This is a genomic window from Paenibacillus turicensis (assembly GCF_017873435.1).
Lineage (GTDB): Bacteria > Bacillota > Bacilli > Paenibacillales > Paenibacillaceae > Fontibacillus > Fontibacillus turicensis.
In genome coordinates this window covers 75,204-99,781 of record NZ_JAGGKG010000017.1, presented here as the reverse complement: position 1 = coordinate 99,781, position 24,578 = coordinate 75,204, and the positions used below count along the sequence as shown (strand labels likewise).

The 24,578-nt window shown below is 37.3% G+C and carries 23 protein-coding genes; 16 read left to right on the top strand and 7 right to left on the bottom strand.

Annotated elements, in window-relative coordinates:
* Window positions 1-263 precede the first annotated feature (263 nt).
* The 15 genes from J2Z32_RS16505 (at window position 264) to J2Z32_RS16435 (ending at window position 16,352) form a co-directional block, all read left to right on the top strand.
* Window positions 264-653, top strand: coding sequence for a PAAR domain-containing protein (locus J2Z32_RS16505; protein ID WP_210090279.1), 390 nt, complete (start codon window positions 264-266; stop codon window positions 651-653).
* A gap of 11 nt (window positions 654-664) precedes the next feature.
* Complete coding sequence (locus J2Z32_RS16500; RefSeq protein WP_342453972.1) at window positions 665-1,285, top strand: phage tail domain-containing protein; 621 nt, start codon at window positions 665-667, stop codon at window positions 1,283-1,285.
* A 25-nt stretch (window positions 1,286-1,310) separates the two neighbouring features.
* Window positions 1,311-1,952: a hypothetical protein gene (locus tag J2Z32_RS16495; protein WP_210090278.1), complete on the top strand. Its 642-nt coding sequence runs from the start codon at window positions 1,311-1,313 to the stop codon at window positions 1,950-1,952.
* A gap of 9 nt (window positions 1,953-1,961) precedes the next feature.
* Window positions 1,962-2,597, top strand: coding sequence for a phage tail domain-containing protein (locus J2Z32_RS16490; protein ID WP_210090277.1), 636 nt, complete (start codon window positions 1,962-1,964; stop codon window positions 2,595-2,597).
* Between the two features lie 14 nt (window positions 2,598-2,611).
* Window positions 2,612-3,769 (top strand): hypothetical protein, encoded by a 1,158-nt coding sequence (locus J2Z32_RS16485; protein ID WP_210090276.1) that lies wholly within the window; start codon window positions 2,612-2,614, stop codon window positions 3,767-3,769.
* A gap of 39 nt (window positions 3,770-3,808) precedes the next feature.
* Window positions 3,809-4,354 carry a hypothetical protein gene (locus tag J2Z32_RS16480; RefSeq protein ID WP_210090275.1) on the top strand — a complete coding sequence of 182 codons (546 nt, stop codon included), beginning with the start codon at window positions 3,809-3,811 and terminating at the stop codon, window positions 4,352-4,354.
* A 143-nt stretch (window positions 4,355-4,497) separates the two neighbouring features.
* Entirely contained in the window at window positions 4,498-5,130 is a 633-nt protein-coding gene (locus tag J2Z32_RS16475) for a hypothetical protein (RefSeq protein ID WP_245251544.1), read from the top strand.
* Between the two features lie 35 nt (window positions 5,131-5,165).
* Window positions 5,166-5,516 (top strand): hypothetical protein, encoded by a 351-nt coding sequence (locus J2Z32_RS16470; protein WP_210090274.1) that lies wholly within the window; start codon window positions 5,166-5,168, stop codon window positions 5,514-5,516.
* An 81-nt stretch (window positions 5,517-5,597) separates the two neighbouring features.
* Complete coding sequence (locus tag J2Z32_RS16465) at window positions 5,598-6,179, top strand: hypothetical protein (RefSeq protein ID WP_210090273.1); 582 nt, start codon at window positions 5,598-5,600, stop codon at window positions 6,177-6,179.
* A 1-nt stretch (window position 6,180) separates the two neighbouring features.
* Entirely contained in the window at window positions 6,181-7,287 is a 1,107-nt protein-coding gene (locus J2Z32_RS16460) for a hypothetical protein (protein WP_210090272.1), read from the top strand.
* A gap of 3 nt (window positions 7,288-7,290) precedes the next feature.
* Entirely contained in the window at window positions 7,291-9,060 is a 1,770-nt protein-coding gene (locus tag J2Z32_RS16455) for a hypothetical protein (RefSeq protein ID WP_210090271.1), read from the top strand.
* A 90-nt stretch (window positions 9,061-9,150) separates the two neighbouring features.
* Window positions 9,151-10,395, top strand: a complete 1,245-nt coding sequence (locus J2Z32_RS16450) for an SPRY domain-containing protein (RefSeq protein ID WP_210090270.1) — start codon at window positions 9,151-9,153, stop codon at window positions 10,393-10,395.
* A gap of 34 nt (window positions 10,396-10,429) precedes the next feature.
* The gene (locus J2Z32_RS16445) at window positions 10,430-11,692 is read left to right on the top strand and encodes an SPRY domain-containing protein (RefSeq protein ID WP_210090269.1); all 1,263 of its coding nucleotides are present in this window, start codon (window positions 10,430-10,432) and stop codon (window positions 11,690-11,692) included.
* A 73-nt stretch (window positions 11,693-11,765) separates the two neighbouring features.
* Window positions 11,766-14,360 (top strand): SPRY domain-containing protein, encoded by a 2,595-nt coding sequence (locus J2Z32_RS16440; RefSeq protein ID WP_210090268.1) that lies wholly within the window; start codon window positions 11,766-11,768, stop codon window positions 14,358-14,360.
* 33 nt (window positions 14,361-14,393) lie between these two features.
* Entirely contained in the window at window positions 14,394-16,352 is a 1,959-nt protein-coding gene (locus J2Z32_RS16435; RefSeq protein WP_210090267.1) for a DNRLRE domain-containing protein, read from the top strand.
* Between the two features lie 206 nt (window positions 16,353-16,558).
* On the opposite strand, the gene J2Z32_RS16430 is transcribed toward J2Z32_RS16435, so the two are convergent.
* A complete protein-coding gene (locus tag J2Z32_RS16430) occupies window positions 16,559-17,287 on the bottom strand; it encodes a class I SAM-dependent methyltransferase (protein ID WP_210090266.1) in 729 nt (242 codons plus the stop codon).
* Between the two features lie 291 nt (window positions 17,288-17,578).
* Window positions 17,579-18,016, bottom strand: coding sequence for a peptidylprolyl isomerase (locus J2Z32_RS16425; RefSeq protein WP_210090265.1), 438 nt, complete (start codon window positions 18,014-18,016; stop codon window positions 17,579-17,581).
* 265 nt (window positions 18,017-18,281) lie between these two features.
* Here J2Z32_RS16425 and J2Z32_RS16420 point away from each other — a divergent pair, with 265 nt between their 5' ends.
* Window positions 18,282-19,052, top strand: coding sequence for an alpha/beta fold hydrolase (locus J2Z32_RS16420; RefSeq protein ID WP_210090264.1), 771 nt, complete (start codon window positions 18,282-18,284; stop codon window positions 19,050-19,052).
* A 364-nt stretch (window positions 19,053-19,416) separates the two neighbouring features.
* On the opposite strand, the gene lysA is transcribed toward J2Z32_RS16420, so the two are convergent.
* From lysA to spoIIAA, 5 genes are all read right to left on the bottom strand, one after another.
* A complete protein-coding gene (gene lysA / locus J2Z32_RS16415) occupies window positions 19,417-20,748 on the bottom strand; it encodes a diaminopimelate decarboxylase (RefSeq protein ID WP_210090263.1) in 1,332 nt (443 codons plus the stop codon).
* Window positions 20,749-20,862: 114 nt separating this feature from the next.
* Complete coding sequence (locus J2Z32_RS16410; protein WP_245251542.1) at window positions 20,863-22,722, bottom strand: spore germination protein; 1,860 nt, start codon at window positions 22,720-22,722, stop codon at window positions 20,863-20,865.
* Between the two features lie 194 nt (window positions 22,723-22,916).
* A complete protein-coding gene (sigF, locus tag J2Z32_RS16405; protein ID WP_210090262.1) occupies window positions 22,917-23,672 on the bottom strand; it encodes an RNA polymerase sporulation sigma factor SigF in 756 nt (251 codons plus the stop codon).
* Between the two features lie 11 nt (window positions 23,673-23,683).
* Window positions 23,684-24,136, bottom strand: a complete 453-nt coding sequence (gene spoIIAB / locus J2Z32_RS16400; RefSeq protein WP_210090295.1) for an anti-sigma F factor — start codon at window positions 24,134-24,136, stop codon at window positions 23,684-23,686.
* Complete coding sequence (gene spoIIAA, locus J2Z32_RS16395; RefSeq protein ID WP_210090261.1) at window positions 24,136-24,489, bottom strand: anti-sigma F factor antagonist; 354 nt, start codon at window positions 24,487-24,489, stop codon at window positions 24,136-24,138. The genes spoIIAB and spoIIAA overlap by 1 nt, the downstream gene beginning before the upstream one ends.
* Between the last annotated feature and the right edge of the window lie 89 nt (window positions 24,490-24,578).

Sequence of the window (24,578 nt, the reverse complement as noted above, 5' to 3'; positions counted from 1 at the left end):
GTGCAGAGAGTGGCTTCACCCGCTGTTAAGATCCCATTTCTTTTTTAAATTGTATAAATAGATAGAAATATGAACTTAAAGGCGGGCGCTATCGCTTTTCCACCATCTCCCTGCCCCTTCCCTAATGTAAGCTGTTGTCAACCACTAATTTAAATAAAAGAGCGTTATAAGCTATAGTAAAAAACTAAAGCACTGAGGTGATGATATTGGCTGGTGTTGCAATAAATGGTTCAGTAATAGCCAGATCAAGAAAAAGTAATCATGTGGTTTATGTTGAAGAATACATTGATGGATATTACGATGATGGAAGCCCCCATTATACTACAACAACATGGTACTCCGATGCCATTATCACAGGTACAGTATCATCGAATCATAATATGAAAATCCAAGGGGTTTCCGTTGCGGTGAAGGATGATAAGACAGAAGAGTCTTGGGTTGCTGATCCAATTCCTTTTGCTCATTATGGAGGTACTATTACTAATATTTTTCCAGCTTCTTCTGACACCGGTCGAGGCAAAATCCTTACAGGCAGCAGCACAGCCAATTTAGACGGACAACCCATTGCCCTCATCGGCTCACAGGTTGAGACCTGCCTTGGCACGATTACCACGATCGAAACAGGTAATACCAAAATGAATTTTACAAAATAGGAGGTGAACATGTGACGATACGTGATGCGTTATATTTTAGCTATGCAGGTAAAAAGTCAGTAGATTTTGGCATTACTAATGTCGATCTAAGCTCTGGAATGCAGGAGGAAGCCCTCACCTATAGCAGAGCTATTAACAAGGTATCTACTAAAGGAAGGGATACGCCCTACTTTCAATCGGTGGAAAAGGATGTGCTGAAGTTTAATGTCTCCTTTGCCTTTGAGGATGCTTTTAATGAAAGGAAGCTTAGAGAGGTAACGCGGTGGCTGGCAGGGGATTATAACTATTATCAGGAGCTATATTTTACTAATGAGCTAGGTCAGGAGCCTGAGAAAATCTATTATGCGCTTGTTGTAAATGATCCTGTGCTTATCCATAACAGTCTACAGCAGGGTTATCTCACGTTAACCTTTGAATGCAGCAGTCCTTACGCTTATTCTCCCTTTATCTCCTCTCCCCTTTATGCCTGTAGGGAAAGCAAATTTGAAAGAAAGGACAAGCAATTTACTGAAGGGCAAATAATCGTTTTAAAACCTACAGATTCAGGCTCCCTCACCCTCCCCCCGCATCGTGCAAAATGGAGTGACTGGACGCAGACGTTAAGCTGGCAGGAGCTTGAACAGCAACTTTAAATCATGAAGGCAGGTGATGATTGGAATGGCAAACACAACAAGCAAGCTTGGCTTAATTAAGCCAAATTGGGCAAGTGATGAAATTGCCTACACGCTACAATCCTTAGCAGATAATTTTGAAAAAATAGATGAGGTGCTTGCACCTAACTATGCGGAGGCTCCACCCCTGACGGGAACTTGGCAAGCCAAGCATATGATTTATAACGATCAACCTGAAATTGATCAGCACATCGGATGGGTCAATTTAAGAACAGGAGTCGCCGCCCCAATCTGGAGCAAGCTCACGAAATACAATAATGGGGATCAGGTGGTACCAAAACGAGATAATGGGCATGTATATACCTGTACACAATCTGGATACTCAGGACTAACCGAGCCGATTTTCCCAGTGTCAGAGCAAGGCAAGGTGCAGGACATACGTGGTGCAGGAATGTGGCGGACAAATGAATTTTATGAGGTAAATGATCTCGTTTTTCCAACCCTGGAGAACGGTTTTTTTTATGTGTGCATTCAGGCCGGGGAAAGTGGGGATGTGGAGCCGCAGTGGTCCATCGTAGATGGCTCCACCACTTATGACTATAATGTAGCATGGCATGGCTACCGAATTGCGGAATGGGAAGAGCATGGAACAGCGGCGTTATTTAGACCCTTTGGGAAGATAGAATAAGGTGATCAGATGGCAAAATGGGCAACTTTATTAAACCTAAGAGGCACATATACCTCTCCCCCCTTCCCTATTCCTTTGACCTCAGATGGTGTGGTCAGCAGTATGGATTGGCAAGCAGATGTACCGGAAGGGACACAGCTTGTTATTCAAACCCGTTATCAAGTAGGCAACCAAGATTGGTCGCCATGGCAGACCTGCACCGCGAAGGCTGAAATTCCTGGCTTAGATAACCTACCCCCTTTCCATCAGGTTACTTTGATGTACCGAATTACAATGTGGTCGGATAGCTACGAGGTGAGTCCCTCCCTCCATCAGCTTCAATTTAAGATGAAGCCAGTCATTATTTTTGATAACCAAGGCGATCAGCATTGCCGTCCTGAATTGTGGATTACTAAGGTAAACCAAGGTGACCTAACGATAACCAACCTATCTAGCGCACAACCCCCATTCACCTTTACACAATTGTTGGATGAGGAACAGCTATACATTAATAACGAACAGCAGCACATTGAAACAGACTTGCCTGTTGTCTATCGCTATAAAGATTTTAATGACAACTATCTATCACTTCCCCCAGGGAAAAATATTCTTCATGTCGAGGGACAAGCAGATCTCTCATTAAGGTATCAATATACGTATCTGTGAAAGGAGGTGAAAATTTGCCTGATTTAATTACTCAACTGGAGTACAACGATCCGCTAGTCATTATTAGCCGTACAGGGGACGATCAAGACCCCTATGTGCGACGTACCGACTCCCTGCCGATCATAAACGGCTGTATCACATTATTTGAAATCCCTTCTACCACAAAACGCGTGCAAATTTCAGACATGCTTGAGGTCGATCAGAGTTACTTTGAGCAAAAAAAACAGCTTGCGCCAAATGAGTTCCTTGTGCATTACCAGACGGGAATGATTCAATTCCATCCCTCCTTAGAAGGGACAACCAAGCTATGCACCTATTATGGCAAAGGGTTAATTATGTACCCTGCTTCCCGTATTTATGCCATGGTGTCAAGACATCCTGATGTCGTGGTCACTTTGCAGGATTACATGGATGAAATTGAGCTTAAGCTAACTGAGAACACCTCTCTCGTTCAGCAAATTACAGCTTCTTTAGCCGAAATGAAGGCAACAACACAGCAAGCTAAGCTTGCCATAGAGCAGACCGCAGAAGCAATTGATGCTACGAATGAGGCAGCTGCCTTTGCAAGAGATGCTTATGTAACGACAAAGCTAGTCTGGAAAGAGCCTGTGCAAAGTGATAAGCAGCTATACTCCACCTACCCCCACCCTAACGTGGGCTGGACGGTGCAAACAACAAATGATGGCAAACGTTATCGCTTTGACGGTAGCAATTGGGTGCTGATCGACATCTTTGGCAGTAACCTGCAAACCGTCAACGAAAATAAAGACGGACTTATGTCCATCGCTGATTATCTCAAGCTAAAATCATTTCCAGACACGCTCACGCATAAAACGATTGTCTTCTCTTTTCCTGACGCTGTGCAAGGTGTAATTGAAAATAGCTTCTCCTTTCCCTTCAAAGGAGAGATCATTAGCTTTTATGCCACATGTGAGGATGCTGGAGAAACACCAACTACTATCTCTATTGAAAGAACAAGGAATATGAATGATTGGACTGAAATCACAAACCGTAGACTTACCTTTCAGCCTAATCAAAAGGTTGATGATGGTTTGGTTACCTTTCATAATTTAGAGGTTCGTCCTAGAGACAAATTTAGATTACATATGAATCAGCAAGGATTTGGATTTTATAACTTGACTGCTAATTTTATTATTAAGGTTTTGAATTAAAATAAAATATTTTTTATATAAAAAGGAGAAATGAAGATTATGGCATTAGACGCACCTGTTTTTACTTGGTATAACGAAAATCATAGCCCTATTACAGAACCTTTCAATTTTAAAACAGTAGATGCTGGAGACTGGTCAGAATTATTTACATTTAATATTTGGAACAACAAAAATGGAACCGAAGATGCTCCTAAAGCAGAAGAGTGCACAATTACAACAAGAGACACTAATGGTGGACTTGGAAATACCAATGATCTTAACATTCCTTTGGTTTATGAAAACTGGTTTCATTGTCAAGTAGACTCCCTTGGTGAAACTGACTTGCAAGATGACACTTCTAAGATTGGTATAGTCAGAGCTAAACCAGTAGGCACAACTGGCTCAACCATTAAAAATCATGCAGGAACCAATTATTCTGCACCTATTACCCCTGCTGCTCAAGAAATTTTAGGAATTAATAACAATGGTGAACCTGCTGACTCTGCTGGTAACTTTGTAACTATTACTTTAGCAGCAGATGTTCCATCTAATGCTCGTAGTGGACGACAAGACTTTAAGCTCAGATTGCAATACCGTTACGTATAAACTTAAATACAAATATTTATATCAAAAATTTCAAAATACATACTCATATTTTACTTTACATTCAAAGGGAGTTCACAAATTGTCATGATTTGTGTTCTCTCTTTTTTTCTGTTAACTCACAATGCAATGGGAGGAAAAACTTTATGAACATTTTTAAGAGCAAAGATAAACAGCATCTATATTCTCCAGTTCCAAACAAGCAAGCTTTGATTTGGGTAGCTGAATATGACGATGACACATTTTTAGCAGAATACGATTTTTACTCACAAAAAAAGAATGACTTTTATAGCATCGATAAAGATAAATTATTACGTTTTGGTTTCATCGGAAATGGATCTAAGGCTTATTTTAATGTTTCGGATGGAACGTTTATTATTGATGACAATAAAATTCAGATTAGCTATATCCATAATGAAAACGAAGTTTTTCTTACAGGAAGAACATTTATATACAATGACATTATTCAATTTAAAAGTGCAATCGCTGATATTGACGTAATGTCCCTTAAAAGCAATGAAAATATCATTGGAGATGTGTCTTGTCACTCTATAGGTTATAAAAAGCAATTAGACCTTTTTGACTCAAGCATTCATTTCAAAAGTATTTTACATATTCCAAGTATTGGAAATCAATCGCCGTATTTAGAGATCAAAATATCTTCAAGTATAGATGTAAATGGAGATCTGTTAATTAGAGTAAACAATAGCGAAGTAGATAAAATCGATGCGCCTTTAAAAGCAAATATGGCAGGAATTGTAAACTGGAGATTACATTAAACTAAGTTAATTCATTGAAAGGGTGAAATTTAATAATGATGGAAAATACCTATGTAGACATTTATAAACGTGTATGGGGAAGCTCTTATATTACTGGTGAAATTGAAGTAGATTCATCAAGCCAAGAAATTTTAATAACAACAGATGTAACAAGTTATCCTATTACTGTACCAACAGGGAAATATAAAACTTCATTCCAAAAACAAGAATCAGAAATTATTGATGAGCTTAAAGCACAGGTTCAAAATATTCCACTTGAAGTACAATTGGGTTTTGTTCATAACTCTCCTAAATATTGCTGTATTGTATTCAAAATGAATAATGAAGAGACAATTACTGATATTACTGGTAGCTTTGCTGATAAATTTTTTAGTGGTACAGAATAAAAATTGAGTATTACATACATATCTCTACAATAAAAATTATTACCTTATTTCACGAAATGTTAGGATGGTGAACAAAATTATATGGCAATTCAAGAACTAGACATTCCTATTAATTTATCGCTTGGTGAATTTAAGAAAACAGTATATAAGGATGACAAAATTCAGCTTATTGAACTAGGAAGAGATATTAATGACAAACCGATTTATGAGAAATATGGTGAATGGACTTCTGAAACAATTAAACTCAGAGATAGATTTAAATCATTTAAAAACCTTGTCAAAACCATGACAGGAACCAATGGTGAATATAAAATATTTACCCAATCCTCACTTGATTCATACATATGGACAGACTGGCAAGAAATCAACTATGAAACAGGCAACATCCTCTCCCCTCTTGGTCTATTTGCAAGGATTAAAATTGAAATCACAGCAATTGAAAATGAGAGTGAAATTGTTATTGATCAGTTTAAGGATTTAGAGGAATTTGATAATAAATATATTGATAATAGCAATGGGTATTTGGAATTGAAGAAAAAATATGAGTTTGAGATGATGAAAGACAATGTGAGTCAAGGGAATAATGAGAGCAATGTATACATAAAAACAGTACCTAATAGTGGGTTTAAGAAAATAGATAAAATACGGATTGGGGTGAGATAGGATGGCGAGTGTAGGAGATCAATTAACACAGCCTGAGGCTGGATGGCGTAGGTACGATGATAGTGATAGTGTATTTGAGTATACTGGTTTGTGGATGTTAGGTACATCTACTCTTTACTACAAAGAAAGAGGGAGATACACCACAGATACAGTAAGTACAGTTAGTTTTAAATTTACAGGAACAAGAATAAGAATAATTGCTTACAGATACTCAAATCAGTCACCTAACATAGTTATTACAATAGATGGTGAAGACAATTCTTATTCTTTGGTTAATACTTCAGAAACTTTTATGTCTCTTGTTTTTGAGAAAGAAGGACTTTCATCAGGAACTCATACAGTAACAATTAAGAATAATGCATCAGGAACTTTCAATTTTGATGCTGTGGATGTTGATGAGACTGGAGAAATATCTGGTAGCCCAGTGAACACTACGGGAAAATTGTGTAACAAATTGCATGATATGGAAATTGGAGACTATATTGTATGGAAATATGACGCTACAAATAACTACCAATTTGGCGGTATTACAGATAGACATATTTTAATCCCATCAAGCGGTGTTCCTTTTGCGTCTATGCCTTCATCTTATTTTATGTATTTTATTAAAGTAGATCGAGGATTGTTAATATCTGATAGAGTTTTTTACCATACAAGATCATGGGATTCACTTAACTCTGCAAAAGCAATTCAAGGCTTCCCTACAACCATTAGTGGTGTTTCAGGTGTGATTAGATCCTTAACTGGTGGAGTTGCTTATGCTGATGAAAATGGGAATAAGTCCTTTAAGAATGTAGATCATGGTTGTTTTCCTATTAACAATGAGTACAGCAAGTATATTGTAAATTTCCCAATAAATAAAATCAAACAAGGAAAGACATTAAATGATGTTTGGAACGACTTATCAGTAGTAACATTGACTCAAGATACTATTGCTAACGGTAACTTTATTTCTAACACTGGTTCTCCTTTAAATGGTATGACAAGTACCGTAAGAGTAGCTAGATATGCAGATCAAGGTCAGTGGGGTGGATTTTCAACAATTCTCACAACAGTGTCACATGCAAGTTATGGACTTCGTCCAGTTTTCGAATGGAGGGAGGTATAGACTATGGCTACAATTGGACAACAGTTATTGCATCCAGAACAAGGTTGGAATAGGTATGATGATAGAGACTCAAATATTAAATATAGTGGAACATGGACAAAAGCAACTAATTCTGCCTTACTTTTTCAAACAGAGTCCTACTCAAATGTAATAGGCTCAAATTTGTCTTTTAAGTTTTTAGGGACTGGAATTAGAATCATATCTTCTCTTAATACGAATCGAAGTTCAAATATTGAAGTTTCACTTGATGGAAATAAAGAAATAATTAGCATGTATAGATCAAGTGTCTTAAATCATGTTGTTACCTTTGAAAAACTAGATTTGGTTAATACAGAACATGAAATAGTAGTAACATTAAATGATTCTTCTGGATATATTCAAATTGATGCTATTGACATTGACTCCACAGGTCGCCTTATCCACCCAGATGAAGTTACAGATATTAAAGACATTGAAATAGGCAAACGTATTCGATGCCACTATCAAGCTACTACTGCTAATACTGTTGGAACTTTTAGTGGATTAGGTCAAGAAACCTTAGACTTTATCCCTGTTACAAGCTCCAATGTACCTAACGGTGATTTCAATTGGATTTGTGTTGACGAATATAATAAAAAGAAAATTTTAATTGCGGATAGAAATATTCAACATAGTATATCTTGGGATACATTAAATAGTGATGGAATTGCTAGTGGTAGTGGATTGCCTGTTAATTGGATTGATAACAGTAGGTATAAAACTGCTATAAGACTTCCAACTGGTGGAATTAACTCATCAGATAAAGACAACGAATGGGATAAATATATTGTTAGTTCTACGCTTAATGGAAGTATTGTGGCAGGAGATAATAATGTTTGGAATTGGAGTGGCAAATGGTCATTAACAAGTACCACCACACCTGCCTCTTCTTCAAATAGAGTAGTTCGAGGGTACAACAATCCAAGTGGTTATAGTTATATTCCTTCATCTCAAGTTGACCCATTTAATCAAAACTTCCGTCCATTCCTAGTCATAGAAGATATATTAAAAACTTACACTTTCATCAAAACAAATAATCAATATAAATCATTTAAAAATAATCAATGGAATAATATATCTACAACCTTACCTTCTCAATCAACTTTTATAAGTGATGGAATGCAAAATCTGGCTATTTTAGATAGAAAAGAAACTAAGTTTACTCAAAAAATGAGTAACAATGGAACTTTAGGTGAAGGTAAAGTTTTTAAAAGCACTATTGATTTGAAGAAGCTATTTGAAATTGAGAGCATTAAAGTTATGACGAAGACTCCAACCTACGGAACTGAAACAGCTATACCTCAAATGACATCAAATACTACTCCTAATGGTAGAGCTTTCGCTAGTAGTGTATCTTCAACTAATAATGAGCCTTGGAGAGCATTCGACAGATTAGTGAATGTATTTTCAACTTCTGAAGGTTCAGGTGGTGTTGGTCATTTAGGTTATGAATTTGTTAATCCTATTAAAATTGGTAAGTATGCTGTTAGAAGCCAAAATAGTACTGATGTTACTCGCAATCCCAAAGATTGGACTTTTGAAGGCTCAAATGATGGAACTAATTGGACAGTATTAGATACACAAGATAATCAAATTTGGACTTCTGCAAACACAGATAAAAAATATATCATCGATAATAGTAAAGTTAATAATTACAAGATGTATCGTTTAAATTGGACAGCTAATGGTGGTTATAGTGGTTATACTTTTATAAACGAATTAAGTATGTTCGAAGTATCTTACGAATGGACATAGTAACTAAACAGGAATCCAATAATTAAAAATCGACAAAGTATTTTAATGAATGAAATAATGATTTTATGTAGAAAGGGGATGAGATAAGTTATGGAGATAATTGATGTTACATTAAGTCCAACAGACAAGGATAGTGGAACTACAATATCTGCTGACAGACTTTCGGTTGTTAGTGTATCGAAATCAGGAGGGATTCGAGCAACTCATGGTAGAACCACTGGTAAATGGTATTGGGAAGTTAGATTTGATAGTGGAGAAACAGCTACTAGTATAGGCATAGCTACTAATAGTTTTTCACTAGGAAGTTCTAATACTGGTTCTAATACTAGAACTATTTATGGGAGAGGATATTTATATCCAGACAATATAAAGTACAGCGATAATAGCTGGTTAATTGGCGATATTGTAGGTGTCGCCCTAGATTTAGTTAATTACAATATTGAATTTTTTGTGAACGGTCGGAGTGTAGGAATTTTATACGCATTAAAGACATTAGGAGAGGTATTTCCTTATCTTACATCTTTAAATAATGGAACAAAAGTATATACATTTAATTTTGGAAAGACACCTTTTAAGTATGAAATACCTTATGGATTTTACTCGTATGATGGGAGTCAACGCTACCCCAATAAAATCTTACTTTCATCCAATAGTAAAACTTACTCAATAACACCACCAATCTATGCAACTGAAACAGCAGTCCCCAAAATGACATCTAACACTGCTCCAAGTGGCAGAGCTTTTGCTAGTAGTGAATCTACTATCGGTGTTAGTGCAAGTCAGGCTTTTGACAGAATTGAAAATGGGTATGCAAGTCCAAATGGGTTAAACAGTATTGGTTATCTAGGTTACGACTTTATTGACCACATTACAATTGGAAAATATGCAGTTAGAAGCTATGGAAATTCACTTAATGCAATGCCTAAAGACTGGACGTTTGAAGGTTCTAATGATGGTGCTAATTGGACTGTTTTAGATACACAAATTAATCAAACATGGACAACTGTTAATACAGATAAAGAATATCTTATTGAACTTAACAAAGTTAGTGCATATAAAATGTACCGTCTAAATTGGAGTATTAATAATGGTGGGACACAGATAATTATTAATGAGTTAAAGCTGTTTAAAACAACTATACCTAAGCTAATAACTCTCCCCAACCAATTAGAGCAAACTTTTATTACTTATGGTATAGAATCACCAATAAATATTACACAACTAAATGGAGTTAAGTCTATTGAATCAAACTCAATCACACATGAATCGGGTAAAACATTTACTCATACAATTGATCTATCAAAACGAAGAGTGGATAAAATAATACTTTCATAGCTAAATAATTATGTAGAAAGGAGATGAGTAAAGTATGGAGATTATTGATGTTACATTAAACCCTAATGACATGGGCAGTGGTAAAACATTGAGTAATAGTAATTTAACTGTGACTAGCACCTCTGGATCATCCATTCGTGCCACACATGGTAAATCTACAGGTAAATGGTATTGGGAAGTTAAACTTGATAGCGGTGGAACAAGTAGCGCAATAGGGGTTTCTAATAAGTCGTTTGGAATTTCATCTGTAGCATTAAGCACTAGTGCATATCGGAGAGCTTATTATACTATAAATGGTTATAAATTGCCTGAAAACACTCCCTATGGGTCATCTACCGCAGTTGGAAATATTATAGGAGTAGCTCTCGACTTAGATAATGGAACTCTAGAATTCTATAAAAATGGTGTAAGCATGGGTATCAGTCACACTAATGTTAAAGAATTGGGTGAAGTAGAAATATATCCAACACTAAGCACTCAAAATGCGACAAGTACTGTTTTTACAGTTAATTTTGGTGTAACACCTTTTGTATATTCAATCCCACATAAATTTTATTCTTATGACGGAAGGCAATATGGTAGTGTAAATAAAATCTTGATTTCATCTGAAAATGATTTTTATAGTGTTGTACCAGAAGTTATAGGAATTGAAACAGCAATACCTAATATGACTTCTAATACCACCCCAAGTGGTAGAGCTTTTGCTAGTAGTATTTATGGTAGTGGAAGAGAGCCTTGGAGAGCTTTTAGTGGGAGTGAATATATCAGCGCCCAAAACACCTCTAGTGGCCATATAGGATATGAATTTTTAAATAAAATTAAAATTGGTAAATATGCTCTAAGTTCATCAGGTAATCATACTTACGCACCTAAAGATTGGACATTTGAAGGTTCTAATGATGGTACTATTTGGACAGTATTAGATACTCAAGTTAATCAAACTTGGACTGCTATCGGTATAGAGAAAGAATATATTATCGAAGTAAGTAAAGTAAATAAATATAAAATATACAGATTAAATTGGACTGCTAATAATGGTGGTGGAACATATACTCGTCTTAGTTTATTTAAAATGTATAAGTTCACATCTGGGAAAATAATCAAACTTTCCAACAATTCAGAACAAACCTTCATCAATCATGGTATGAACAAAGAAACTTCGATTGATCTAACCACATCAAAAATATTAGAACGAACATATATTGTTCAAGACAATACACAATTAGGTTCAGGTAAAGTATTTATGAAAAAAATTGATACTGCTAAGATACCCATTAGAAATGCAGTGATTGATTAACTATCAAAATATTTATAAATGAAATTGTTTTTTTATGTAGTTACTTAAATATGGAAAGGAGAGGCTGATTTTTATGAATATTCTTCCGGTCAATTTAAACCCTAATGACCTAAATTCAAGTAACACATTGAGTAATGGGGATTTAACTTTAGTTAGTGGTAGTCAAAATGCGATTCGAGCTACACATGGTAAGTCCAGTGGTAAATGGTATTGGGAAGTTAAGTTTGATAGTGGTAATTCATCAACTTGGATTGGTATATCTAATAAATACTACCCTGTGACTTTAAGTACTTCTAATTCAAATTGGAGATCATACTATGGAAATAATGGCACAAAACATCCTGAAAATACACCTTACGGTTCTGCATGGGTAGTTGGAGATATTATAGGAGTAGCTCTTGACTTAGACAACGGAACTTTAGAGTTTTACAAAAATGGTACTTCAATGGGGATAAGTCACACCAACATAAATGAGTTAGGTGAGGCATATCCTACTATTGGTGTAAATGGAAATGTAAAGACCAATACCTTTAATTTTGGTACAACACCTTTTACTTATAGTGTCCCTAAAGGTTTTTTGGCATATAATAATGAACCAACATATAAATCCCTAATCCTCAATAACTCAACTTATTATTATAACAGTATTAAGAAATTAGATATAAAAGCACACGCTAGCTCTACTGCTAATAGTAGTTGGCTTCCTGAATCTGCAATCAATGAAAATATCACAACAAATAATTCAATTGGAAGTAGATGGTGTTCTGCATTAATAAGTGATGATCCAGAACCTTGGTTTATGATCAATTTTTCTAAAGAAGTAGAGTTAAATAAAATTAAGTTTTTACAATTTTCTGCAAGTGAAACTTATGACAGAATAAAAGACTGTATTTTAGAATTTTCAGATGGAAGTCAGTATACGTATATTTTACCTGATAAATCTGTTCTATTAAATCAAACCATCACAGAAGACAACTGGTCTATAATCGAATTTCCTTCAAAAAGTAGCAAATCAATTAAAATAATTAAAAAAAGTGCATATGGGGGTAAGTATGGTTATACAACCTTTATCGAATTTGAAGCCTACCTAAATGATAAAAAAATTAGAAAAGGTGAAGTTTTTAATGCTGAATGGCGCTCCCTTCCCTCCCCACCAACCGAACAAGACTATCTCGACTACGGAATGGACGACCTATCCATCATCCCCGAATCCGCTTGGCAGGAACTCGAAGGTGAAGTGGAACTCTGTTACTACACAGACGACCCAACTAAATCAGAAGCCTCGTTTAACATCACTACCACCCCCTTCACTCTTGCTGAAGAATGGGAAGATAAAACGATTAGCGTCATTGAATACACAGACGACCCTAATCAGACTGAATCATCGATCACCTTAGAGACTGAACCCTTCACGATTTATGATGAGCTTGGTGATAATGTAGATGTATTATATTACACTGATGATCCTGAAAAAAACGAAGCTAAATTAAATATCACAGCCAACTACTCCCCACTCGATGAGTTAGAGGGAGATTTTGACGTGGTGACATATAGTGAGGATCTAGATGAAAGTGATACATTGTCTTTAAATGTGGAGGCATTACCAGTTGGACAGCTAGTCATTCAGCCTAATTCATTTAAATACTTAGGGGAAATTAAAAGCTTTATCTCTAATTTAGTTAACTCTAATAATGTTGGCATTATTCGCTTTATTATTAGCTTTGATAACGGAGCAACATGGAAATCCTATTCCAAGGGGTTAGACACATGGAGAACTTTTAATATTAACATTTCAGATCACGCTAATGTCATTAAGTATGGAATGAGACATCAGACGTTTAACGATATTCCTGAACATCAGATTACAGCTCATCCTAACGGCAATATCAAGTTAGCTTATTACATTGAAGAAACAAAACATTTAAATCAGCCCATTAGCATTGATTACATATCATACCGCAGCCTTGTTCCCCAAGAGGATGTTAAGTTTGGTGATGTTGCATTCTATGTTCTAAATACAACGGCTTCCATTAAATTGGATTTTGGTGGGAATAAGCTGACTGGGACACTAAGTGACGAAGATTTAACAAAGGTTCAATATCGAGTTTTATTAAATGGGAAGCCATATTATCCGATAAGTGGTGAGTTTACACGTTTAAATACTTCACCACTCAATATTTCTCTAAACATAGATGAAAGAGATATAATTTTTGGACAAGAAAATATGTTAAGAGTGGAGTTCAAGGATAGTTGGGGACAAGAAGCTTATAAAGAAATTCCGTTCACTGGTACATACTCTGGAATCATGTTCAAGGACGCTTCTGGCAAATACTTATCTAATTCATTTGGCGACATTTTAAAAAGATTGGATTTTGATTTTATTATTGCTGGTCAAATCTCATTAGAGCAAAAAGTGATTGCAAAAAATGAAACTGGACAAAGAGTTCAAAATCTATTGTTAGAGGTGAATAAAGACGTATTGCCTGAAGGCGTAGAATTACAATTGTCACGCTCCATTCCATTTATTAATGAAGAACCTTTATTGTTTAATAAGTTTTTTGAGCCAGATGAAGAGTTTGAATTTTATGTACGAATAAAAACAGATATTGAAGCACCTGCAAATGCAAATGGCTTATTTGAAGTCAAAGCAAAAGTACAACCAGTATAATGAGATGTCTCAATACAATGAGATCGGAAGTGAATGCAGTTGGAAGAAAGAAACGACATATTTAGTGAAATCACCGTTATAAATAGAACCGAAAACAGATTTCAGGGTGCGTTTAAGTTATATGCTGTTACTAAGAGTGAAACAAAGGCTTCAATCAACATCGTTCAAAAAAGAGAGTCAATGCAAGAATCCTACATATCGATCAGAGTCCAAAAAGAAAAGGATATTACATCTAGCATTAGAATTACGTATGCAAATACCTCTGATATGATTGGCACGATCCAGACAGTTTCAAATATTGACTTCCCATGTTTTATTGAAGTTCCTATTCATAACAGATTTCAAGGCAGCTTTACTTTGCTATCCGCACCTGTAAAAACTGTAGCATTATCTCCTATTTCAGATGCAATGACACGAAGTAGAGAAGATTTGCGTTCCATAAACTATGGTGATTTAAGAACAATGCTCATTGGTAAGGTCATTGATGAAGGTTATCAATCTTTCCTACAGTTTGGAGACTTAAAAAAATCAATTCCAGATTTAAATATCATTAAAAAAGCAAAGCTTAGATTATATTATTCTGGAATGTTGGGACATGCGAATATCAAACTTTCTCAACCAAATACCTTTTGGTATGAACTAGGAATTACGGATTTAAATAAACCCCACAGTGTAGATATACTAAATGATAATGAGTACCTTAATAACACAAAAGAAAAATACATAGAATTTGACTTTTTTGATGTAGTAAAACGATGGCAGGATAAAGAGCTAGAGAACAATGGATTGATTATTAGTACAGATGATGATAAATTTTACACCTTGTTTACTAGAGAATCCAACAGACCACCACAGCTCATCGTTGAATACATTACAACAGAAGTCTATTCCACTGGTCGAAGCGACAGACAATCAACCATCTTTATTTATGGCAAAAAGCACAAAGACTTATCTGCAAAGATCAACGTTCATAGTGACATTGGGTTTGACTGGCGAAAAGCAACCATCTACGTTCATAGATATGAAGACCCTGTAAACCATGATGTTAGCGCTCAGATAACAGTATCGAAGCCTTCATTAAAATCAAATATATTTGTCAAAATCAGAAAAGAATCCGAACGTGACGCAACGATTCGAGTCACAAATCAAAAGTATAAGTTCTATAAATCTGATCTCACTATTAATAGACCTGATTTAAACAGTGTCATTGACGTATATGGCAATTCTTTTATGAATGCAGCTATAACCATTAGAAGACAAGATGATTCTCCTTTAGTGTCTAATATGAGCATCAATCAACCTGATCTTGTTTCTATGCTTGAAGTGAGTATTTATAAAAAGAAAAATGATTATATTGATTCATCTATTGCGATTAGAACACTGGAGAAATATGATGACATTGCTTCAGGAATAATAACAAATATTCCAAATTTACCTTCGTATATTACTGTGAGCATGTATAAGAAACAGAATGAGGAAAAGAAGGCATTTGTCTCTGTTAGAACCAAAGAACAGTATTACGATATTAAATCAAGCATAGTTGTTAATAATCCTGATCTTAAAGGATTTATTAAAGTAAAAGGCATTAAGGATGCTTATTTATCAAGCACGATTGATGTCATGCAAAATACAAATCAAGCTTCCTTTATTGCAATAAATAGACCTGACTTAACTTCATTTATTACGATAAAAGAATTCAAAGACCTCACATCCACGATTTATGTTAGGTATCAAAGTGATATTAATGCAACAATAGACATTAAACAGATAAGTCAAATATCAGGAACCATAAATATTAAAAGATTTATTGAGATATTAGGTGAACTCTCAGTTAACAGACCTGATTTGGAAGGAATTCTTAAAGTAAGAGTTCAAGGTGAAACAGACCTAGATTCCATACTGATGGTTAAGAAACGGTTTGTAAGCGATGTGAGTTCTGTAATTACAGTTAGTGGTGGTTCAAGAAACAAAAATATGATCATTATGTTTTAACTACTTCAGTTCTGTTACAAACGTTTCAATCTATCAATCGTTATTAATCTTACGCAAATTGTATGCAGTAAAAAGGAAGCTCCTCTCTTGTAGAATTAAGTAATTACAACAACAATTCCAAGAGAGGTCTTCCCTCTTTAAATCAGTAATCATTTTAATTATGAAAATTAAGCTCAAAAACCGAGTTATAACATATATAGATGTTCCTATCCCTTCCTCGCCCTAAACAAAATAAACGAAGGTCTTCGTACCTCGTTCACCAGATTAGGCTTCTTTTCAATCCCTTCTGGTATCGACTCCGGCTCTAATACCTGCTCAATACATAACCCATGTGCGATCTGCACATTAATTAATGTTGATAAAGTACGATGATATTTAATCACCCCATCCACCTTCCAAAACTGTGACCTCTCCCCTTCCTCCTTATAGTTATCTAGCGTCCAATAAAGATTTTCGCCTTGTTCATTGGTGATCCATTTTGCTTGTGCCTTAGAAGCAAGCACAACAGGATGCTCGGTGGAAAATATAAGCTGCCCGTCGGGTTTCAACCAGCTTGCGATACGTCCCATTAGCTCATCTAAATCCTTTACATAATGAAAAGCTAATGAGCTTATAATGAGATCAAATTCCCCTTGTTCAAATTGTAAATCCTCCATTGCCGAATGAATAAAGGTGATATTAGGATGTCCTTCTGCAAGCGCTAACATCTTTTCCGATATATCCACACCCGTTACATGATCCGCGTGATGATCGATGCAATAATGTGCCATTTCACCATACCCACAACCTAAATCAAGCACCCTTTTACCAGCCAAATCAGGTAACAATGACTTTAAAGCAGGCTGCTCCACAAAATCATTATACGTAATTTTTGACGCTCGAAGCTGATGGTAATTTTCAAAAAACTCCGGATTATCGTATATATTTTGCTTCATCGTACACCTAACCTCTCTAATTTTATTAGACTTCCAATGTTCACTGGACGCCGTCGCCTTTGCATTTGTTTGTACTTTTGTTTATTGTCAGTCCTAACTTTTAAATTAAGCCTTATTAATTACTGTCATTTTTAGCTACTTTTTATTTTAACGTGCTTAGGTATTAAGTGTATGCTAAAATTTTTTCCTCGTAAAAAAAGCCCTAAGCAAGCTACGTGATCCAAAGATCAACGTAGCCCCAAAGAGCCTATCCTGCTTGTCCATTATGAACTTAAACTTACAAACCTAAGCTTACGCTTCGTCCCAAACTGTAACTTCCTTCATCTTGTCGCCTGCTTTAATGCCGTCAACAAGCTCCATACCAGAGGTTACTTTACCAAATACAGTGTGTACCCCGTTCAAGTGTGGTTGTGCTTCGTAAACGATAAAGAATTGGCTACCGCCTGTATCTTTACCCGCATGTGCCATAGACAATACGCCACGCTCATGCTTGGTTGTGTTCGTTGCAGTTTCACATTTAATAGTGTAACCAGGACCACCAGTACCTGTACCATGTGGGCAGCCACCTTGTGCTACGAAACCTGGAATAACACGGTGGAATGTAAGTCCATTGTAGAAGCCTTCGTTTGCTAATTTTTCAAAGTTAGCTACAGTTCCTGGTGCTTCCTCAGGCAAAAATTGAATTTCTACCTCGCCGCCTTTTTCTAATACGATCTTCCCTTTTTTCATATCGGTCACTTCCTTAATTTGTTTGTCTTTAAAAAACACTATTACAGTGTACTATGAAATCGTCACAAGAGCAAAGTACGTCATGAAAAAACAGCTTAGCTTGTCCTTATTTAGTCACCAAATCTGACCTGACGTAAAATATATTGTAAATTTAAAATATTGCAGGTTATAATTCTAAGTACAGGGATTGGTAGCTTATTCCATTCGCGGCGAAATACCATCTTGCACAATTATAATTACAGATGATCGAGAGGATTAATTAAAAATGAAAACATTTAAAATTCCAAGCTCAGGCTACCGTTTAAGATATCATGATTTACCTGGGACAGAGACACCGATTATATTTATTCATGGTTTAGGTTGTGCGGGATCATTTGATTATCCTAACCTAGCTGCACAGGAACCGCTAATTGCACATCGTCGTATTCTTATTGATTTGCTGGGTAATGGCTATAGTGATAAACCCGAGGACTTCAGCTATACCATTCAGGGGCATGCAAATTATTTGTTTGAACTCATTACACACTTAAATTTAAAAAAGTTTATCCTATTTGGTCATAGCATCGGGGGTTCGGTTGCTCTAAGTTTAGCCAAGCTATGCGAAGAGCGCATCGAAGCCGTTATTTTGGGCGAAGCTAATTTAGATGCTGGCGGTGGCTTTACAAGTAAATCGATTGCTGCCTATTCCTATGAGGATTTTGTAAGTCATGGCTTTAACACCATATTAGAGAACAATAGACAAAATGGTAATGAATTATGGGCAGCCAGCTTCTCAGTTTGCGCACCCAAAGCAGTGTATGTAACAAGCAAATCTGCTGTAGAAGGACAAACACCTTCATGGAGAGAAATCTTTTATGATTTAACTTGTCCAAAATCATTTATCATTGGAGAGCACTCCCTACCTGACGAAGACGAACTAAACGAATTACAACAGCATGCTATCAAGGTTGAAATCCTAAAAGACACAAGCCATTCCATGACATGGGAAAACCCTGAGGGCTTAGCAGAGGCTATCAAAAATACAATTTCAAACTAACACGAACCTAACTCTAACCAACTAACAATTTGCAATAAAAAAAGCTAACACCCTCTTCCCCTGCATAGAGTACTCCTCCTGCACTGGATAAGATATGTTAGCTTTTTCTATTGAATATTATTTAAATCTTTATATTATTTCATGTTTCTATCTTCCCACTTATTATAAGGCTCAATTTAAAATTGAGTGGTTGACTAACGAAAGTCAAGCGGAGGAAAGAGGGATTGTGGAGAAACGAAGTGTCCGCCTTTAAAACTAAATTTTTTCAACTATATAACTGTAATCATAGGAAATTTAGTTTTAACAGCGGTCGCAACAACCCTCTTGAGGTAGCGCTCCCCTCTCGTATTGTCAACCAGTCATGTTAAATTTTTTGAGCCTGCTTCTTAATGCGCGCCGGAATCACATCATTAACAACAATATCGTCCAAGGACTCCCTTTTCACAACAACATCACTTTCGCCATCCTTAACAAATACTACCGCAGGACGACGAATTCGGTTGTAGTTGCTTGCCATAGAATAGTTGTACGCACCTGTACATGCCACTGCAAGCAGGTCCCCATTTTCTACTTTAGGCAATTCGAGATCCCAAATTAACATATCTCCACTCTCACAGCATTTCCCTGCTACGGAGACGGTTTCCTCGTTATCATCTTGTGCACGATTCGCCAATAGCGCTTCATATTTGGACTGATACAAGGCAGGACGTGGGTTGTCTGTCATTCCCCCATCTACCGCTACATATTTACGTACACCTGGAATATTTTTATGCGTACCTACGGTGTACAAGGTTGTGCCTGCATCGCCGATAATACTGCGACCTGGCTCTACCCAAATTTCAGGCAATGTATCGTATACTGCACCAAAGTGCTGCTTCACACCATCCGTAATTGCCTTCACATATTCAGTCACTTGAAGTGGCGTATCTCCTTCGGTATAACGAATACCAAAACCTCCACCTAAGTTAACCACTTTGAAGCTAATACCAAGCTGAGCCTTCACTTCACCTGCAAAGCTAGCTACACGCTCCACCGCTAATTGGAAGCCTTCCACCTCAAAAATTTGGGAGCCAATATGAGAGTGAATACCTAGCAAGTTTAGGTTTTGACTTTCATTTGCTTGTTTTACCGCTTCAAACGCAGATCCATTTCCGATATCAAAACCAAACTTGGAATCCGTTTGTCCTGTAGCCGTGTATTCATGCGTATGGGCTTCAACACCTGGTGTAACACGAAGCAAAACATTTACAGTCACGCCATGCTCAGCAGCAATCCCTTGCAGCATATGAATTTCTACAAAGTTATCGACTACAAAACAGCCAATCCCTGCTTTAATCCCCATCTCTAGCTCTTCTGGTGTCTTATTATTTCCGTGGAAATGAATGCGACCTGCTGGGAAGCCAGCTTGAATTGCTGTATATAATTCCCCTTCTGAAACGACGTCTAGAGAAAGCCCCTCTTCCTCAACTAAACGACACATCGCCATCACGCAAAATGCTTTACTTGCATACGCAACCTGAAAGGTTAAGCCTGAAGCACGAAACGACTCCATATACTCCCGACATCTTTGACGAACTAACGCTTCATCCACAATATATAAAGGCGTACCATAGGTTTCCTTCAATTCGGTTGTATCACATCCACCAATCTCTAAGTGTGATTTTTCATTAATTTTACTAGTTCCATGTAAATGCATCTATGCAAGCCTCCACTTTTTACGATTTTACAACAGTATAGCAAACATCTTGCCAACTGAAAAATGGATTTTTCAGAGCATCATTTGGATTATTTGTATGACAAGCCGTGTTAACTATTCTTTTGCAGGCATTCTGGTGTTATCTCGCGCTTTATTAAAGGACGGACGCTTCTTGGAAGTCATCACTGGAACCCGGAAAAGAATTGCACCCATGGCCTTTGCATTAAACGGAATAAACGGCCATAAATAAGAGGAATTATACGATCTATGCACGGTTAACAGTATAACAAATAACGTGATCCCTCCCACAAAGCCTGTCACATCAAACAACGCCACTAAAATGAGTAAGCCCAGCCGTACAATCCGATTCGCCAGCCCTAGCTCATAGCTTGGTGTCGCAAACATCCCAATCGCTGCCACAGCCATATACAAAATAACCTCATTAACAAACAAACCTGTCTCAACGGCTATATTCCCGATTAAAATCGCTGCAACTAAGCCCATCGCAGAGGCTAACGGGGTTGGTGTATGCACTGCCGCCATTCGTAGTAAGTCCACCCCCAGCTCTACAAGCAGAAATTGCATAATAAGTGGGATATGCGCAGTTTTTTGTGGTCCAATAAAATCAAGCATCGGTGGCTTAAGCTCTGGATGAGTTACTAACAATAACCACAACGGCAATATAAAAAGGGATGCAAAAATCCCCAAGAAACGCACCCATCTTAAATACGTTCCCATAAATGGCGTTTGCCTGTTTTCTTCTGCATGCTGACATAAATCAAAAAATGTCGTTGGCATAATCATGACACTTGGTGAAGTATCCACAAAAACGGTTAGCCTTCCCTCCATAATATGCGAAGCTACAACATCTGGTCTCTCAGAATAACGCACAAGAGGATACGGGTTCCAGCCTGTATTAATAATCGTTTCCTCTAATTGCTTATCGGCTAAAGGAAGGCCATCTATATCAACACTTTGAATTTTGTCACGGATCGCATCCACCTGTACCTTATCTACGATATCATCGATATAAGCTAAGCAGACATCCGTTCGCGTTCTACGCCCCACGGTCATCACTTCAAATTTTAGCCCTGGGTCACGTAGACGTCTTCTCACCAATGCCACGTTAGATAATAGGGTTTCGGTAAAGCCATCCCTTGAACCCCGCACAACACGTTCTAGCGAAGGCTCTTCAGGCCCTCTGACAGGATAAGAACGTGTGTCCATAACAATAGCCTGCTCTTCACCTTCAATAAACATTGCACTCATGCCTGTAAGCACTTGATTGACGACACCACTTAGCTTAGGCGCAAGCTTAACCTGAATATGGGGGATGTACAATTCAAAGAAATCCTGCACGACATCATAGGATAAATCATCGGAATGCAGATAGGTGAGTCGCTTTAAAATTTCCTGCATACTTTCATCTTTAGCGAAGCCTGTAATATAAAATAGTCCTGTCTTCACATGACCAAACGTCATTTCTCTAAATTCCATGTCAAAGCTTTGCCCAAGACCTACGACCTGCTCTAACGTTTTTTTCGTTACCGCTAGCTCCGTGCTAATGACATCTTTTCCCTGCCAATATATGACCGATTCTTCGATCGTATCTGAATGCTCCTGTTCAATTTTTTGTTTTAGCTTCTCATCCTTAGAATCTGAACCTTTTTGCGCTTCCTGACCTTTTTCCTCGCCATCCTCTTTTCCTAGCGCTTGCTTTCCATCCTTATCTTTACCTTTGTTTTCATCTCTGTTTTCATCTTTATCTTCATTTTGTTCATGTTGTTCATCTTCTTGGTTGTTATAGGTTTGCTCGTTTTGACCGTATTGCTCATATTGATCTTGATGATCTTGTTGCTGATCAGACTCTAGCGAAGACATAAATTTCGGAAAATCAGCATCATGTTGCCCCTGTTCATGCCCATACCCATGCTCTTGCTCCTGTCCACCATACTCCTTGTGCTCATCACTCATTTTTCAAGCTCCCTCCTCATACTCCTACCTAGTATGCAGTCACAGTTAGACATAATGACCATAGTATGCCAAGGAAAGCAGTCCTTTACTCTTCCTTTGCTCCCAAAAAGCAAAAACCCCCATCCCTATACTGAAAACATAAAGTTCTCAAATATAAAGACAGAGGTTTAGGAACACATATCAAATATCAATCTTTATTGTGCAATTTGATCTCGGATGCTTTGCAAAATTTTCTTTTCAAGTCTAGACACCTGAACCTGAGAGATCCCAAGTCTTGTAGCGACCTCAGATTGCGTCTGATCGCGATAATACCGTAAATAAACGATAAGCCGCTCTCGATCGGACAAGCCCGTAATCGCCTCATGTAAGGCGAGCTTTTCAAACCAACGCTCCTGCGATTCATCCGAAATTTGATCCATTAACGTAATTGGATCTCCATCATTTTCAAATACGGTTTCGTGAATCGAGGTTGGTGGTTTATTTGCTTCCTGCGCAAAGACGACATCTTCGGGTGTAACCCCTAATTCATGCGCCACTTCACCAATCGTTGGCAAACGATTTAAAGTTTTAGATAGCTCATCTCGCTTCTTACGAACCTTATTCGCCATTTCCTTCAGGGAACGGCTCACCTTCAGCGTTCCATCATCACGCAAAAAGCGCTGGATTTCTCCGATAATCATCGGAACCGCGTAGGTAGAAAACTTCACATCATAGCTCAGGTCAAACTTGTCCACAGATTTCAACAAGCCAATACAGCCAATTTGGAATAAATCATCTGGCTCATAACCACGATTCATAAACCGCTGCACGACCGACCACACTAACCGAATGTTACAATTCACTAGACGATCCCTAGCACCGCTGTCACCAGATTGACTGAGCGCAATCAATCTTTTCACTTCATTATCGTCTAGAAACTCCCTTGAGGTTTGCTTCACATCAGCATCCATAGATCCAACCCCTAATTATACAAAGCTTTCTTGGATACAATCACTTTCTTCATCCGAATTGACGTACCTCCACCAATTTGACTGGAAACCTCAAATTCATCCATGAAGTTTTCCATAATGGTGAAGCCCATGCCTGAACGCTCTAACTCAGGCTTGGAAGTATATAGCGGCTGCTTGGCCAGCTCCAAGTCTTCAATGCCGTTGCCTTTATCTTCAATCGTTAAGGTCACTGTATCGTTGATAATCTCGGCTGAGATGGTTACAATGCCATCTGGATTACTATCGTAGCCATGAATAATACAATTCGTCACCGCTTCAGATACGACTGTCTTTAGATCCGTAATTTCATCCATCGTTGGGTCAAGCTGGGATACAAATGCCGCTACCGTTACTCTGGCAAAAGACTCATTTTCTGACTTGGCAGCAAATTGCAGAGTCATAAAGTTCCGCTCTGCTGTGTTCATCATAATGCCACCTCCAGTTCAGACAACGCCGTATTCTCATTTTCATAAATAGACATGATCTTGAATAAGCCTGACATTTCAAATAAACGATACACAGATGGATTCACATCACATAACACCATTCTTCCACCCTTATGCTTAATCAGCTTATATCTTCCTAAAATGACACCTAGACCAGAGCTGTCCATAAACTGTAGTGATTTAAGACTTAATACCAGATGACGACAGCCACCTCGCGCTAATTCCTCATCCATCCGCATCCGCACCTCATCCGCAGTGTGATGATCTAATTCTCCGCTTAAACGGACAATGAGTGTTTCACGATTTCTTACCATCTCAACTTGCAAGTTCACGTTATGTTCACTCTCCTCTCTTACGCATGAACACACATTTCTACGCCTTGTCCTGTGATTCCTTCCCCCTGACAAAACTAGAAGAAAAC